14 protein-coding genes are annotated in these 13592 nt (G+C 63.6%); 10 read left to right on the top strand and 4 right to left on the bottom strand.

The features are described from left to right. Window positions 1-26 precede the first annotated feature (26 nt). Window positions 27-1181 carry a DNA polymerase IV gene (dinB, locus tag DK391_RS37385; RefSeq protein ID WP_109483050.1) on the top strand — a complete coding sequence of 385 codons (1155 nt, stop codon included), beginning with the start codon at window positions 27-29 and terminating at the stop codon, window positions 1179-1181. Between the two features lie 48 nt (window positions 1182-1229). Here dinB and DK391_RS37390 read toward each other — a convergent pair whose 3' ends face one another. After that, a complete protein-coding gene (locus DK391_RS37390) occupies window positions 1230-1598 on the bottom strand; it encodes a hypothetical protein (RefSeq protein ID WP_239483061.1) in 369 nt (122 codons plus the stop codon). Window positions 1599-1799: 201 nt separating this feature from the next. Between DK391_RS37390 and DK391_RS37395 the strand changes: the two genes are divergently transcribed. From DK391_RS37395 to DK391_RS37420, 6 genes are all read left to right on the top strand, one after another. Continuing rightward, window positions 1800-3275, top strand: a complete 1476-nt coding sequence (locus DK391_RS37395) for a PLP-dependent aminotransferase family protein (RefSeq protein ID WP_109483037.1) — start codon at window positions 1800-1802, stop codon at window positions 3273-3275. Between the two features lie 256 nt (window positions 3276-3531). Then, entirely contained in the window at window positions 3532-4560 is a 1029-nt protein-coding gene (gene pstS, locus DK391_RS37400; RefSeq protein ID WP_109483038.1) for a phosphate ABC transporter substrate-binding protein PstS, read from the top strand. Between the two features lie 183 nt (window positions 4561-4743). Continuing rightward, window positions 4744-4944 (top strand): hypothetical protein, encoded by a 201-nt coding sequence (locus DK391_RS37405; RefSeq protein WP_239483062.1) that lies wholly within the window; start codon window positions 4744-4746, stop codon window positions 4942-4944. A gap of 224 nt (window positions 4945-5168) precedes the next feature. Next, on the top strand, window positions 5169-6719 hold the full coding sequence (locus DK391_RS37410; RefSeq protein WP_109483040.1) for a methyl-accepting chemotaxis protein: 1551 nt from the start codon (window positions 5169-5171) through the stop codon (window positions 6717-6719). 307 nt (window positions 6720-7026) lie between these two features. Next, the gene (locus tag DK391_RS37415; RefSeq protein ID WP_109483051.1) at window positions 7027-8025 is read left to right on the top strand and encodes a hypothetical protein; all 999 of its coding nucleotides are present in this window, start codon (window positions 7027-7029) and stop codon (window positions 8023-8025) included. 168 nt (window positions 8026-8193) lie between these two features. Next, window positions 8194-9333: a J domain-containing protein gene (locus DK391_RS37420; RefSeq protein ID WP_109483041.1), complete on the top strand. Its 1140-nt coding sequence runs from the start codon at window positions 8194-8196 to the stop codon at window positions 9331-9333. Between the two features lie 37 nt (window positions 9334-9370). On the opposite strand, the gene DK391_RS37425 is transcribed toward DK391_RS37420, so the two are convergent. From DK391_RS37425 to DK391_RS37435, 3 genes are all read right to left on the bottom strand, one after another. After that, complete coding sequence (locus DK391_RS37425; RefSeq protein WP_109483042.1) at window positions 9371-10321, bottom strand: TauD/TfdA family dioxygenase; 951 nt, start codon at window positions 10319-10321, stop codon at window positions 9371-9373. A 207-nt stretch (window positions 10322-10528) separates the two neighbouring features. Continuing rightward, window positions 10529-10984, bottom strand: a complete 456-nt coding sequence (locus DK391_RS37430; protein ID WP_109483043.1) for a hypothetical protein — start codon at window positions 10982-10984, stop codon at window positions 10529-10531. Between the two features lie 50 nt (window positions 10985-11034). Continuing rightward, on the bottom strand, window positions 11035-11220 hold the full coding sequence (locus DK391_RS37435) for a DUF3563 family protein (RefSeq protein WP_109483044.1): 186 nt from the start codon (window positions 11218-11220) through the stop codon (window positions 11035-11037). A 321-nt stretch (window positions 11221-11541) separates the two neighbouring features. Here DK391_RS37435 and DK391_RS37440 point away from each other — a divergent pair, with 321 nt between their 5' ends. From DK391_RS37440 to DK391_RS37450, 3 genes are all read left to right on the top strand, one after another. Continuing rightward, window positions 11542-11820 carry a hypothetical protein gene (locus DK391_RS37440; protein WP_109483045.1) on the top strand — a complete coding sequence of 93 codons (279 nt, stop codon included), beginning with the start codon at window positions 11542-11544 and terminating at the stop codon, window positions 11818-11820. 114 nt (window positions 11821-11934) lie between these two features. After that, a complete protein-coding gene (locus tag DK391_RS37445; RefSeq protein WP_109483046.1) occupies window positions 11935-12243 on the top strand; it encodes a DUF4148 domain-containing protein in 309 nt (102 codons plus the stop codon). A 220-nt stretch (window positions 12244-12463) separates the two neighbouring features. Continuing rightward, the coding region (locus DK391_RS37450; protein ID WP_109483047.1) for a histidine kinase dimerization/phospho-acceptor domain-containing protein at window positions 12464-13592 on the top strand (1129 nt) is incomplete at its 3' end.

Consider the following 13592-nt stretch of genomic DNA (forward strand, 5'->3'; position numbering starts at 1 on the left):
CTTCATTGCCAACCGCATCGCGCAACATGAATGCCTCCGTCCGCCGTATCGCGCACCTCGACATGGACGCGTTCTACGCATCCGTCGAGCTTCTGCGCTATCCGGAATTGCGTGGCCAGGCTGTTGTGATCGGCGGCGGCCGCAACGCGACGCCCGAGACCCTGGCGGACGGCACGCGCCGTTTTGCGCGTCTGAAGGACTACGCCGGCCGTGGCGTCGTCACCACGTCGACGTACGAGGCACGCGCTTTGGGTGTGTTTTCGGCGATGGGCATGATGAAGGCCGCGCAACTCGCGCCAGACGCGATTTTGCTGCCCACCGATTTCGACTCTTACCGCCATTACTCGCGTCTGTTCAAGGCGGAAGTGGCGAAGTTCACGTCGCGCATCGAAGACCGCGGCATCGACGAAATCTATATTGATCTCACCGACTTACCCGGCGATGCTGCCGATATCGGCGCGCGCATCAAGCAGGCGGTGCGTACCGCCACGGGCCTGACGTGTTCGATCTGCGGCGCGCCGAACAAGCTGCTCGCGAAAATTGGCTCCGAACTGGACAAGCCCGACGGTCTCACCATTCTCACGCCGCAAGACATGTCCACCCGCATCTGGCCGCTGGCGGCGCGCAAGATCAACGGCATCGGGCCGAAAGCGAGCGAGCGGCTGGCCACGCTCGGCATCAATACCGTCGGCGATCTGGCGAATGCCGCGCCGGATCTGTTGCAATCGAACTTCGGACTCAAGTACGCGACGTGGCTGACGCAGGTCGCGCAGGGCGTCGACGAGCGCCCGGTGGTGGTGGAATCGGAGCCGAAGTCGATGAGCCGCGAGACCACCTTCGAGCGCGATCTGCACCCGCGCCATGACCGGCCGGCGTTGTCGGAATCGTTCACGCGGCTTTGCGTGCGCGTTGCCGAAGATTTGCAGCGCAAAGGCTACGTTGGCCACACGATTGGCATCAAGCTGCGCTTCGACGATTTCTCCACCGTCACGCGCGATCTGACCATTCCGGTTGCGACATCGGATGCGGGCGCGATCCGCCGTGCCGCGACGGAATGCCTGAAGCGCGTGACGCTGTCGCGCAAACTGCGGCTGCTCGGTGTGCGCGTGACGGGGTTGTCGCTTGCGAGCGAGCAGGCGCCGCCGCTGCCCGTGCAGGCCGAACTGCCTTTTACGGCATAAGTCGCGGCGTGAGTCGCGCGTCTGCTAATCGAACCCGCACCCATCACGTCAACTCCGCCGAAACAGCACACCGTTCCGGCGGGCAATCGTTGCTAGCCATCGCATCGGTGCCGCGAGCATCGAATGGAATGGTGGACGCGCGTCGATCCGCGCAAGCGCGGCGTGCCGCCCGGTGGCGACCACTTCGACCCACGCCTCATGTGGCAAAACGTGGCATTCGCCTTCTTCAAGCATGATCGTCGCCATCGGCGCGCTGTCGAGCAGCCAGTCCAGCGACGCATTGCGGTAAGTCAGCCGCAAGCTGCCTTTCAGCACCACGACCATGCTGCCGCGTTTGAACCAGGCAGCGTGGATCTGGCCGGGGTTGTAATGGTGTTCGAAGGGTTTCATCGCGAGCTCGTTCCAGATGCAGATCAACGGATCAGCCCGACGTAATCACAATCACCGCAGAATCGCCGGGCCATACATCGAAAGCGTAAAGACGGTTCGCCAACCGCAACAGACTCACGCGTTTAGAATCTGTAGCGATACAGAAACCTGTTTTTGTGCTCTGTTCCGGTCTGAATTGCCGCGCTCTGTATCTGGTGAACGATCCGGCCAGCGGGCACGATACCTACGATGACGCCGTTGAACCAGGACCCCCATCTCGCGCCGCCCGACACGGGCGCGCCACTGTACGAACGCCTCGCCGAACACTATCGGCGTGTGATCGCTTCGGGCACGCTCGCGCCCGGCGACCGCATGCCGTCGGTGCGCGCGCTGATGAGCCAGCATCGGGTGAGTCTGTCGACGGCGATCCAGGTGTTCCGTCGACTCGAAGACGGTGGCTGGCTGCAGGCGCGGCCGCGCGCCGGCTATTTCGTGCGGCGTCCGGTCGCGTCGAAGCTGGCGGCCGTCGCCGAACCGGACATTCCCGCGCTGGCCGCCCCGGCGCGCTATGTGGGCTTGCACGAGCGCATCTCGCGCGTGATCGAGCGCAGCCAGGCGTTTCCGGAAGCGCTGAACCTTGGCGGCGCAACCGCGGACGCTGTGCTGTATCCGACTGACAAGCTGCAGACGCTGGCGTCGCGCATCCTGCGACACAGGCCGACTTTGCTGACCGAAGTCGGCGAGGACGGCGGCGCGGTTGATCTCAGGCAGGCCGTGGCGAAGCGCGCGTTGTCGACGGGCGTGACGCTCTCTCCCGACGACGTGCTCGTAACGAGCGGCGGCGTAGAAGGCGTGAACCTCGCGTTGCGTGCCGTTGCGCAACCAGGCGATACGATCGCCGTCGAGTCGCCGGCGTTTTTCGGATTGCTGCAGATTCTCGAGAGTCTCGGCTTGCGGGCGCTGGAAATTCCCACCAGCCCCACCACGGGGATGTCGCTCGAAGCCCTCGATATCGCGTTGACGGCGTGTCCCGACATCAAGGCCGTTGTCGTGGTGCCGAATCTGCAGAATCCGCTTGGCTGCGTGATGCCCGATGCGCGCAAGGCCGAACTGGTGCAGTTGTGCGCGCGTCGTGACATTGCGCTTATCGAGGATGAGCCGTATCGCGAGCTGATCGAAGGAGCCGAACCGGCGCGTCCGCTGAAAGCGTGGGATCGCGACGGCGGTGTGATCTATTGCACGTCGCTGAACAAGGTGCTCGCGCCGGGCATGCGGCTCGGCTGGATGTCGTCGGGGCGTTGGCACGCACGCGTGCGCCTGCTGAAGTTTGCGCAGACGCGCCATAACGAATCGCTGGCGCAGTTCGTCGCCGCCGATTTCATCGGCTCGGGTGCTTACGACCGGCATCTGCATCAGTTGCGCGAGAAACTGCGCGTGCAACGCGAAGCAGGCGCCGACGCGATCAGCCGATATTTTCCCGCTGGCACGCGCCTGAGCCTGCCGCCGGGCGGTTTGCTGCTGTGGGTCGAATTGCCGGACGGCAAGTCGTCGGATGCGCTGTTCGAGGCCGCGTTGCCGCACGGCATCCGGATCGCGCCCGGCTCGATCTTTTCGAACTCGGAGCGCTTTCGCTCTTTTATCCGTTTGAGCTGCCCGGCGCCGTTCGACGAACGGATGGATGCGGCGCTTCGTCAACTTGGCCGTCTGGCTGGCGAAACCCGCTAAGCCCGCTGAGCCCGCTCCGCGAACACGTCGATTCGTCTGCTCATCGGGCAGGAAAAAGGCTGCTTCAACCGTCACCGCATTGTCACGAAGCGCGTCTAATTTCGAAACGCACCCCATACAAAGCTTTCACACGATGTCGCGTGGATGGGAACAGGCGTATCAGCGCAAGCGTCGACTTCCGTCGACCTCAACGTTCACGCCTGGGACGGAAATCAGCGCCCAGGCACTCACTCCGCACACCATTCGGAGCCACACCATGAAAAAGATCCTGCTCGCAGCCAGCCTGATCGGCGCGCTGTCCCTTTCTGTCGCGCATGCCACGGATGTCACCGGCGCAGGCAGCACGTTCGCCGCGCCGATCTACACGAAATGGGCCGATGCGTACCAGAAGACGGGCGGCGGCCGCATCAACTACCAGGGCATCGGCTCGTCGGGCGGCATCAAGCAGGTGCTTGCAAAAACGGTCGACTTTGCGGGCTCCGACGCGCCGCTCAAGGACGACGAACTCGCCAAGGACGGCCTGTTCCAGTTTCCGACCGTGGTCGGCGGCGTCGTGCCCGTCGTCAATCTGCCGGGGATGAAACCGGGTGCGCTCGTGCTGTCCGGCCCTGTGCTCGGCGACATCTTTCTCGGCAAGATCAAGAAGTGGAATGACCCCGCCATCGCTGCGCTCAATCCGGGCGTGAAGCTGCCCGATACCGACATCGCCGTGGTGCGCCGCGCGGACGGTTCGGGCACCAGCTTCATCTGGACGCATTACCTCGCGCAGGTGAACCCGGAGTGGAAGAGCAAGGGGGGCGAGGGCACGACCGTCAACTGGCCGACGGGCACGGGCGGCAAAGGCAACGACGGCGTCGCCGCGTTCGTGCAGCGGTTGCCGGGCGCAATCGGCTATGTCGAATGGGCGTACGCGAAGCAGAACAAGATGACCTACACGTCGCTGAAGAATGCGGCGGGCGCCGTGGTCGAACCCAAGACGGAAACCTTCAAGGCCGCCGCGGCCGGCGCCGACTGGTCCAAGTCGTTCTATCAGATCCTTACCAATGAACCGGGCAAGGACGCGTGGCCCGTCGTCGGCGCGACGTTCGTGCTGGTGCATGCCTCGCAGGACAAGCCGGATCGCGGCAAGGAAACGCTCAAATTCTTCGACTGGGCGTTCAAGAACGGTAACCAGACCGCGCAGGAACTCGACTACATCACGCTGCCGGATGGCGTAGTCTCAGAGATCCGCACGCAATGGAAAACCAAGGTCAAGGATGCGTCGGGCAAGCCGGTCGCCGACTGAGTCACTTAGTCTATTGATCAGATGAATTGAACAAAAACAGGCCGGCGCGCAAATGCGCCGGCCGTCATGGAACAGTAACGGGGCGCCGAGATAATGCGAATCCTGGCCTGAGAGCAAGCGGGACGGGCGTGTTTAACGCCAGCCATTCCGCTTGAAGCCAGTGATGAATCAATGATCATTCCCATGCTGACCACACATCGAGGCTATCGCCTGCAAGCCAGCGCCGCAATCGGCGACGACGGCATGCACGCAGCCGAACTGACCATCGACAAACCGGGCCTGCCGCCGCGCACGTTCAACGCGCTCGACTACTTCTACGACGGCGAACAGGCGCTCAAATACGCGACCGCCTGGGGCCGCATCTGGGTCGACATGAAAGGTTGATCCGCCGTGCCGCTTTCCGCGCGCCTGTGCGCATGACGCGCAGGCATCGGGCAGTCACTACCCAGTGAAAACGATTCCAGGGAAAATTTCTTCCCAATTAACGGGTCGGGGTTCAGATCACGATGAACAGGCCGTAACACGCGAGGCAACCGTCATCCCCCGATGGCGTCGCGTGCGCCTCGCGCTGAGGCTCGCACGCGGCTGCGCCTCCTTCCTGATCGTTCATGAAACTCACATTCAAGCTTCCCCTCGCTTTTGCTGCAGCGCTGTTCCTGATGTTCGCGGGCGCGATGTACGGCCTGTACTCGATGCATCGCTCGATCGATGAATACAACGACCTCGTGCGCGTGCACGTCGCGAACGAGCGGACGGCGGCGAATATCCTCGTCAATTTCAAGCTGCAGGTGCAGGAGTGGAAGGACATCCTGCTGCGCGGCAAAGACCCGGCGAAGCTCGACAAGGGTTGGGCAGCGTTCGAAAAGCAGGAACGCATCGTCGATTCGCAGACGAGAGAACTGCTTGCTTCGCTCGACGACGGCAGCACGCGCGCGCTGGTCGAGCAGTTTGCGGCGGCGCATACCGACATGGGCGGCGGCTATCGCAAGGGTCTCGACGCGTTCAAGGCAGCCGGCTTCGAGCCGACGGCAGGCGACAAGGCCGTTGCGGGCGTCGACCGTGAGCCTGCGCGTCTGCTCGGCGAAGCCGTCCAGCAGATCGCGACGAAAACCGCCGCCATGTCCGCGCAAGCCGCCGACGACGCGCGCCGCGCCGGCGCAATCAGCCTCGTGCTGATGCTGGCTGCGTTCGTCGCGGGCCTCGCGGGCGCGTTCTTCTTCAGCCGCTCGATCACCTTGCCGCTGACGCGCGCCGTCGAAGTCGCGCGCAGCGTCGCGCACGGCAATCTGACCACGCCTGTCGATGAGCATGGCAACGACGAAATCGGCGAGTTGCTCAATGCGCTGGCCGACATGCAGGCCAGTCTGTCGAAGGTGGTGAGCAAGGTGCGGCGCAACGCCGATGGTGTCGCGACGGCCAGTTCGGAAATTGCAGCGGGCAACCTGAGCCTGTCGGCGCGCACGGAGGAGCAGGCCGCGTCGCTCGAAGAGACGGCGGCGAGCATGGAAGAACTGACGGGCACCGTGCGCCAGAACGCCGGCAACGCGAGCCACGCGGCGGCGCTCGCCGACAAGGCATCGGACACGGCCACGCAGGGCGGCGACGTGATGCGGCGCGTGGTCGATACGATGGCGGGCATTTCGGAAAGCTCGTCGAAGGTCGGCGAGATCATTGCGGTGATCGAAGGCATTGCGTTTCAGACCAATATCCTCGCACTGAACGCTGCCGTCGAAGCGGCCCGCGCGGGCGAGCAGGGGCGTGGCTTCGCGGTCGTCGCGGGCGAAGTGCGCGCACTTGCGCAGCGCAGCGCGACGGCTGCGAAGGAAGTGAAGGCGCTGATCGAACAGTCGTCGACGCGCGTGGCAGCCGGCTCGGACCTCGTGCGCGACGCGGGCGGCATCATCGGCGAGATCGTCGATTCCGTGCAGCAGGTGACCCCCATCATCGCCGAGATTTCGGCGGCGTCGAGCGAACAGAGCACGGGCATCGAACAGGTCAATCTCGCCGTCACGCAGATGGACGAGGTCACGCAGCAGAATGCGGCGCTGGTCGAGCAGGCATCGGCGGCGGCGCAGTCGATGGCGGAGCAGGCGCGCTCGCTGCGCGAAGCCGTCGCTGTCTTCACGACCGACGCTACGGGTCATCCCCAGGCCCGTTAAATTCATACGATTAGCAACGCGAAGTACTTTGCGTAGGCGAAGTGTATGGCTTCGCACACAGTCTTTTTTGTGGTGCTCGACCGTTGCGTTTATGCCCGATAAGATGGCGCGTGACGCATCACGTCTATTTGCTGGCTGAATTTGCATCGGGCCAGCGGTCCGATTCGTACGACGAACGAGGCGCGCAGGACCAACCTGCACGATGGGCGCCTCGCCGCCGTTCCGACACCGCGCCGCAACGCGCCTGAATTCTTCGAACCAGACGGCTTGCCGGCATGGGATGCCCGGCGCACAAGAGGGACGTGGCATGTTGAACCGGTTGATCGACATCGCAAGATACATTCGACGCAGCGAGCGCTTCAAACATTCGATCAGCACGCCAGGCCGCATCACGCTGCACGCGCAGCAACGCATGAACCGCGGCTACTTTGCGATCGAGATTCGCGCGCACTCGGGCTTTTTTTCCGTGATGCAGATGGTGCTGTTCATCCTGATGTATTGCGAAGAGAAGCGCCTGATGCCGCTCATTTCTGCGCGCGGCGGTATCTATGGCGACGCCGAGGGCAAGGTCGACTGGTTCGCACAGTATTTCGATTCCGTGGGTATCACGCGTGTGCCCGTTGGCAGCGTGCGGTTGCGTACGTCGGTCGTGCACGATCTCGGCGGACTCGGGTTTCGGCGCCGTTACGAGCCGAGGCTCGATCTGAAGCATGCGAGCGCGCTGTTCCGCGCGCACTATCAGCCTACGGCGTCCATCCGTGACGAAGTGGAGTCGGTGCGCCGGCGGCTCGGCATCGGCGCCGCGACGCTAGGCGTGCATTTTCGCGGCACCGACAAGAAGATCGAGGCGCACACCATCGGCTGGGAAGCGTTTTGCCGTCTGATCGAAACGACGCTCGCGGAACAGCCGCAACTGAACAACATCTTCGTATCGAGCGACGAACAGGCGTTCCTCGATTACTTCGCCAAATGGAATTTCCCGGTGCCGATCAGCGTCGCGCCCGCCAGGCTGCTCGCGACAGGCACGACGCCCGTGCATTTCAGCGGCCATCCCGGTCTTGCCATCGGGCGTGAAGCGCTGGTTGCGAGCCTGCTGCTCGCGAGTTGCGGGTATCTGGTGAAGACGCCGTCGTATCTGTCGGCGTGGTCGAAAGTCTTCAATCCGTCGCTGCCCGTCAAACTCGCCGTGCCGCCGCGCGAAGGCGCGTTCTGGTTTCCGGACAGCCAGATCTGGACCGAGCAGCAGCGGCGTAGCGACCGGGCGGCCGAGCCGGCCGTTCGAATGCAGGACAAGAAAACAGCCTGAAAGGGCGCGGCGTCTGCCGCGCTCAGAACGACGGGGCGCCGCGCGAAATGCGGCCTGCCCCACAACGGCGATTGAAAAGCCGGGGTCCGGCCGGGTAAGGGATCGGCTGGTACGCCCGCGCTCGCGTAGAATCATCATAAAAGACCAGCACGGCAATCGGGGAAGGGCGTGAAGATTCACAGCCATTACGACAATCTGAAAGTCTCGCGGGACGCCCCTCAAGAGGTGATCCGCGCGGCCTACAAGACCTTGAGTCAGAAATATCATCCTGACCGGCGGATCGACGATCCCGATGCCGAGCGGGTGATGAAGATCATCAACGCGTCTTATGCGGTTCTGAGCGACCCCGTGCAACGCAAGGAGCACGACGAATGGCTCGCGCGCAAGGAACGCGAAGCGGCTGCTGCCGCCGCGCCGCCGCGCCCGGCGGCTTCGGCTGCTGCGTCGAACCCGCGCCAGACTGACTGGCAGGCCGCCGCCGCGCAGGCGAGGCGCGAGGTTCCGCCCCGTGCACACACGCGTCCCGGCAGCTGGACATCACAGGCGCGCGTCGATCCGCGTGCCGCGAAACGCAAGCCGCACGCTGCGCCGCGCTTCTCGTTGCGCAAGATTTCATTGCGAAGCTGGACTGTGATCGGCGTGTGCGCCTTTTTCGGCTATGTGGCGATCACGGAATCGATGACGCCGTGGCCGTTCACCCGCAACACGTCTTCCTCTGCGTCGCCTTATGGTTCGCCGTACGCTTCGCGCGGCCACGCGGACGCCGACGGCACGGTGCAGCAGGAAGGCAAGCGGCGCGCGCTCGCAGCGATGTCGTCGGCGCAGGCGGCTACGTCGCCATGGAAGAACGATGTTTCCGTCGCGACCAGCGATCCTTCCGCTGCGCAAGTGTCGTATGTGCGGCCCACGCTGGCGCCGAACGGCCTGCCGTGGCCTGCGTCGGCGGCGTATCTCGACGGCATGCCCGTCGGTGCGGCGGACGGTCATTCGTCGGTGACGATCGACAACACCGTCAACCGCTTCGACGTGTTCGGCAAGCTGGTCTACAACGCATCGGTGTTCGACCAGCCGGTGCGGCACTTCTACATTCCCGCGGGCAAAACCTTCACGCTGGTCGACGTTGCGCCCGGCAACTATGACGTCCGTTACCAGAATCTCGACGATGGCGGCCTGTACAAATCGCAAGGTTTCGAGTTGATGGAACAGGCGGCCGGCAACAGTGTCGACGCAACCAACGTCAGCATCACGCTGTACGCGCTGCCGGGCAGTTCCGTGCAGCCGACCACCATCGGTCGCGGCGACTTCTAGCGCGCGTCGGGCAGCCTGCCGACGCGCGCCGAACCACTTACTGCAGCGTCGCGCCCGCACCTCTCACGACCACGCTCTGCCGCCCGTCGATGCTCACGGGCACATCGCCGTGCACGGTCGCGCGCCGCACCACGCGATGCGCGTCGCCATAGTCGTTGATGGCGTAGTGCTGGGTGGCGCGGTTATCCCAGATGGCGACGTCGCCTTGCGTCCAGTTCCAGCGCACGGTGTTTTCGAGCCGCGTGACGTGATCGTGGAAAATCTGCAGCAGGTGCGCCGACTCATTCGCCGACAGCCCCTTCAGACGCTGCACGAAATGGCCGAGCACGAGCGAGCGTTCGCCTGTTTCCGGATGCACGCGTACCACGGGATGCTCCGTCTCGTAGACGGTCGAGGTGAATACCTCGCGATAGCGCTTCAGTTGCTCGTTGTCGGCATTCACATGTGACGCGGCGTAGTCGTACGCATTCGTGTGCAAGGCCCACAGTGTGTCGGCGAGTTGACGCAGCGCGCCGGGCAGGTTCTCGTACGCCGCTGCCGTGTTGGCCCAGACCGTGTCGCCGCCATACGGCGGAATCACCACGGCGCGCAGGATAGAAATCTTCGGATATGCATCGACGAAAGTCACATCCGTATGCCATGAGTTCGCGCGCGCGCCATGCTGCGAATCGAGTTCGAGCAGATGGCGGCTGCCATCGACGGACGGCACGGTCGGATGCGCGACGGTCTCGCCGAAGCGCCGCGCGAAGGCTTCCTGCGCGGTATCGTCGAGATGCTGCTGGCCGCGAAAGAACAACACCTTGTGCTTCAGCAGCGCGGCGTGGATGGCGTCGAAGGTGTGCGTATCGATCGAACCCGACAGCTTGACACCGCGAATCTCGGCGCCGATGCGGCCGGCGACGCGGCGCAGATCGAGCGTTTCAGGTACGGCATGGGCACCAATGGCGTGGGTGTTCGAAGGGGCGAGCGCCGCTTGCGTAGTCGACATCTGACGTCTCCGTGTAAGTGGGAGCACTCATTCAAGCAGCGCGACTGCGCAAAGAGAACTGACTTTTCGTGCGAACGTGTCCATGCACGCCGCGCTATGGATAGTGGATTTTCTGCTATGCGATGTGCGGGATGCGCACGCGCGCTTTCCTGCTTCAGCGCAGGACGCATCGGCAGGAAAGCGCGGCGAGTGGTGGGTGAGGGACGATCAGCGCGTGCGCATCGGCACGAGCTTCAGCTTGCGGCGCAATGGCATCGAGTCGTGCAGGTCGGGCAATTCCGGCATCTGCCATGCTGAGCGCAGCAGTTGAATGAACATCGCTTCGCCTTCCGACACATGCCCGTCTGCATGCGCGCCTTCATTGCACAGCGCCAGCACTTCGCGTCGCAGCCGCCAGTCCTTCACATCCTGCGCGAGGCAAAAGATCACGGCAGGATCGAGGCGGCATGCATCGCCCCAGTTCAGATAAGCCGTCGACGTCAGGTCTTCGCACATCTGCTGCATAACGGCGAGCAGTTGTCCGCGGTTCATTTTCAGGCGCGCTTCCATGCCGTAGCGCTCCAGCGCTTCGAGCTCGTCGACGCCGACGTGTCCATCCGACAGCAGGCACGCTGCCACGATACGTGCTGCTGCTTCCGGGCTGTCGCTTCGATAGTGTCGCATTCGATATCTCCTGTGGTTCGATTCGATTGATCGTTGAATAAGGCGTCGCGTCACGCAATCCAGTCGCGCGGAGCGAACGTCGAATGCGAGTGGAACGGGGCGTCGTTGTCGTCGAGCATGCGCTGGCGGCGTTCGAGCTCGGCGAGATCGACTGACGATGCGAGATACGCTTCGCGTTCGCTTTCGCGGGACAGCGTGAAGAACTCGCCGACACGGTGTGCGATCTGGTTGAACATGATGTGCTCCTTCGGTAGTGCAATAAGTAAAACGCGCTGGCGAAAACGGGGTTCGCCCGGCTGCGTGGATGCGATGCGCGGCTTATGTGCTACTCGTCGTCCTGTTGCTTCAGACCGTGACGTTGCATCGACGGAATGCATCGTAGGGGCGTTCAATTAGCAAAAAATGAGTGCGGCGCGCGAGCGGCTATGTATGTCACGGCGTGCCATAAATCATGTTGAACGCGACAGCGAGCGCTAATTCCCTTCTCACTTTCGACACCGAGAATGTGTATCAACCGATGCGCCCATGACTTCGCATCGCATGTCGAGGAGAACAACATGAAAGGGATTCGCCACATTGCAGTAGCCGGATTGCTCGGCCTCGGGCTGGTGAGCGCCGCGCAGGCCCATGTATTCGTCGGCGTCGGGATTGGACCGGTTGCGCCCATGTTCCCCGTCGCGCCGGTGGCCGTGTATGCCCCGCCGCCCGTGTATGCGCCACCGCCTGTGTATTACGCACCGCCGCCCGTGGTGGCAGCGCCTCCCGTGGTGGGCGGTGGGTACTGGGGCCGTCCGCGCTGGTATCCGCATTACTACGGTTACGGCTACTGGCGCTAGGCATCGGCTGTGTCGCCGAAGGCCGTAACCACGGCTCATTTGTTTCTAAGTTTCGATCTCTACGATTCACTTCATCGCAAGATTCAATCAATCAGACACCTGGAGGGAAACATCATGAAAACGCTCATTCGCACTGCCGCTGTCGCTGTGTTGCTCACGCTGCCGATCGCATCGTTCGCACAAACCACGGCACCCGTCACCCGCGCCGACGTCGAAGCGCAACTCACGCAACTCGAACGCGCGGGCTACAACCCGATTGGCGACAAGACCGGGTATCCGGCGCAACTCGAGGCCGCGCAGGCGCGTGTGGATGCGCAGCATCAGGATGCATACGGCGGCGTCGCAGACGGCACCTCGCAAAGCGGCACGGCATTTCATCCTCAGTACGACGTCGGGCTGAAGTCGATCTACGTCGGCCATTGAGCGGCACGCCGGACCCGGCAATCCGTTCGATATCCATCGCGGGCGCGCAGACATTTCTGCGCGCCCGCATCCGTATTGTTGCGACCAGGCGCGCGTGCGGCGCGGTGTAGAATCGGTTCGCCGACAGGCTCGCCAGCAGGCCCGGCGCCATGCATTGCAGCGCGGTTCACCTGTCGTTCAACCCATACCAACAACTTCACCGGACGGCGCGCATCCCATCATGCCCATGCCCAAGATCCGCTCGCTCAGAAATCAACTCGTGCTCGCCCTGTGTGTGCTGGTGAGCGTGGTCGGCGTGGTACAGGGCATCAGTTCGTGGCAGCTTGGCAAGGCGGGGATGCGCGCGCTGCTCGATCTGCGTCTCGAACAGGTCGCCGTGCGCCTCTATCACAGCGGCCTCGCCGACGCATTGCCCACCACGCCCGCGCGTGGTTCGCAGCCGGAGCGCGACGTCTACCTCACCGTCTGGAAAGATGGCATCTCCACGCCGTACCGCTCGACCGACCCGTCGCTCCCGTTGCCGCGCGAAGCCGAACCGGGCTTCACGACCGCGATGGTGAACGGCGAAAGCTGGCGCATCTACACATTGCGCGAGCCGTCGATGGTGGTCCAGGTCGCGCAGCGCTCGCGCGTGCAGCGCGACCTCGCGCAAGCGCGTTCGCTCAACACGCTATGGCCGATGATCGTGCTGGTGCCGCTCGTGTGGATCGCCGTGCTGCTGGTGGTGCGGCGCGCGCTGCGGCGCCTGACGCGGCTCGGCGCGCAGGTGCAGGCAATCGATATGACGCATTTCGAGCAACTCTCGACGTCGGGCGTGCCGACGGAGATACGTCCGTTCATCACGTCGATCAACAAGATGATCGAGCGGCTCGAGCAGTCGATCGAAGGCGAGCGCAAGTTCATCTCCGACGCCGCGCATGAATTGCGCACGCCGCTCACTGCGCTTCAGTTGCAGGCGGACAATCTGCAGCCGCATATCGCGCCGGGCAATCAGGAACGCTTTCGCGAACTGCAGGGCGGCATTCGCCGCAGCGGCAGGTTGATCGCGCAACTGTTGCGGCTCGCGCGCGCGGATGCGGCGATGCAGCCCGATACGCTGACGCGCGTCGATGTGTCGACCGTGGTGGTGGATGCCGTGGCAGAGGTGCTGCCGATAGCGATGCAGCGCGGCATCGACATCGGTGCCGACGAAATGACGAGTGCTTATGTGCGCGCAAACGATGCCGACATCGGCATTGCGCTGCGCAATCTGGTGAGCAATGCGATCCGTTATACGCCGGACGGCGGCAAGGTCGATCTGAGCGTGCAAGTGCGCGACGGGAAGGTGTGGATCGAAGTTGTCTCGTCTC

This window comes from Paraburkholderia sp. C35, assembly GCF_003121405.1.
Taxonomy (GTDB): domain Bacteria; phylum Pseudomonadota; class Gammaproteobacteria; order Burkholderiales; family Burkholderiaceae; genus Paraburkholderia.

Coding starts and splice junctions, on each gene's coding strand:
- DK391_RS37430 (WP_109483043.1), bottom strand. CDS start 10,984: ATGCGACACTATCGAAGCGACAGCCCGGAAGCAGCAGCACGTATCGTG.
- DK391_RS37425 (WP_109483042.1), bottom strand. CDS start 10,321: ATGTCGACTACGCAAGCGGCGCTCGCCCCTTCGAACACCCACGCCATT.
- DK391_RS37410 (WP_109483040.1), top strand. CDS start 5,169: ATGAAACTCACATTCAAGCTTCCCCTCGCTTTTGCTGCAGCGCTGTTC.
- DK391_RS37435 (WP_109483044.1), bottom strand. CDS start 11,220: ATGTTCAACCAGATCGCACACCGTGTCGGCGAGTTCTTCACGCTGTCC.
- pstS (WP_109483038.1), top strand. CDS start 3,532: ATGAAAAAGATCCTGCTCGCAGCCAGCCTGATCGGCGCGCTGTCCCTT.
- DK391_RS37415 (WP_109483051.1), top strand. CDS start 7,027: ATGTTGAACCGGTTGATCGACATCGCAAGATACATTCGACGCAGCGAG.
- DK391_RS37445 (WP_109483046.1), top strand. CDS start 11,935: ATGAAAACGCTCATTCGCACTGCCGCTGTCGCTGTGTTGCTCACGCTG.
- dinB (WP_109483050.1), top strand. CDS start 27: ATGAATGCCTCCGTCCGCCGTATCGCGCACCTCGACATGGACGCGTTC.
- DK391_RS37405 (WP_239483062.1), top strand. CDS start 4,744: ATGCTGACCACACATCGAGGCTATCGCCTGCAAGCCAGCGCCGCAATC.
- DK391_RS37395 (WP_109483037.1), top strand. CDS start 1,800: ATGACGCCGTTGAACCAGGACCCCCATCTCGCGCCGCCCGACACGGGC.
- DK391_RS37440 (WP_109483045.1), top strand. CDS start 11,542: ATGAAAGGGATTCGCCACATTGCAGTAGCCGGATTGCTCGGCCTCGGG.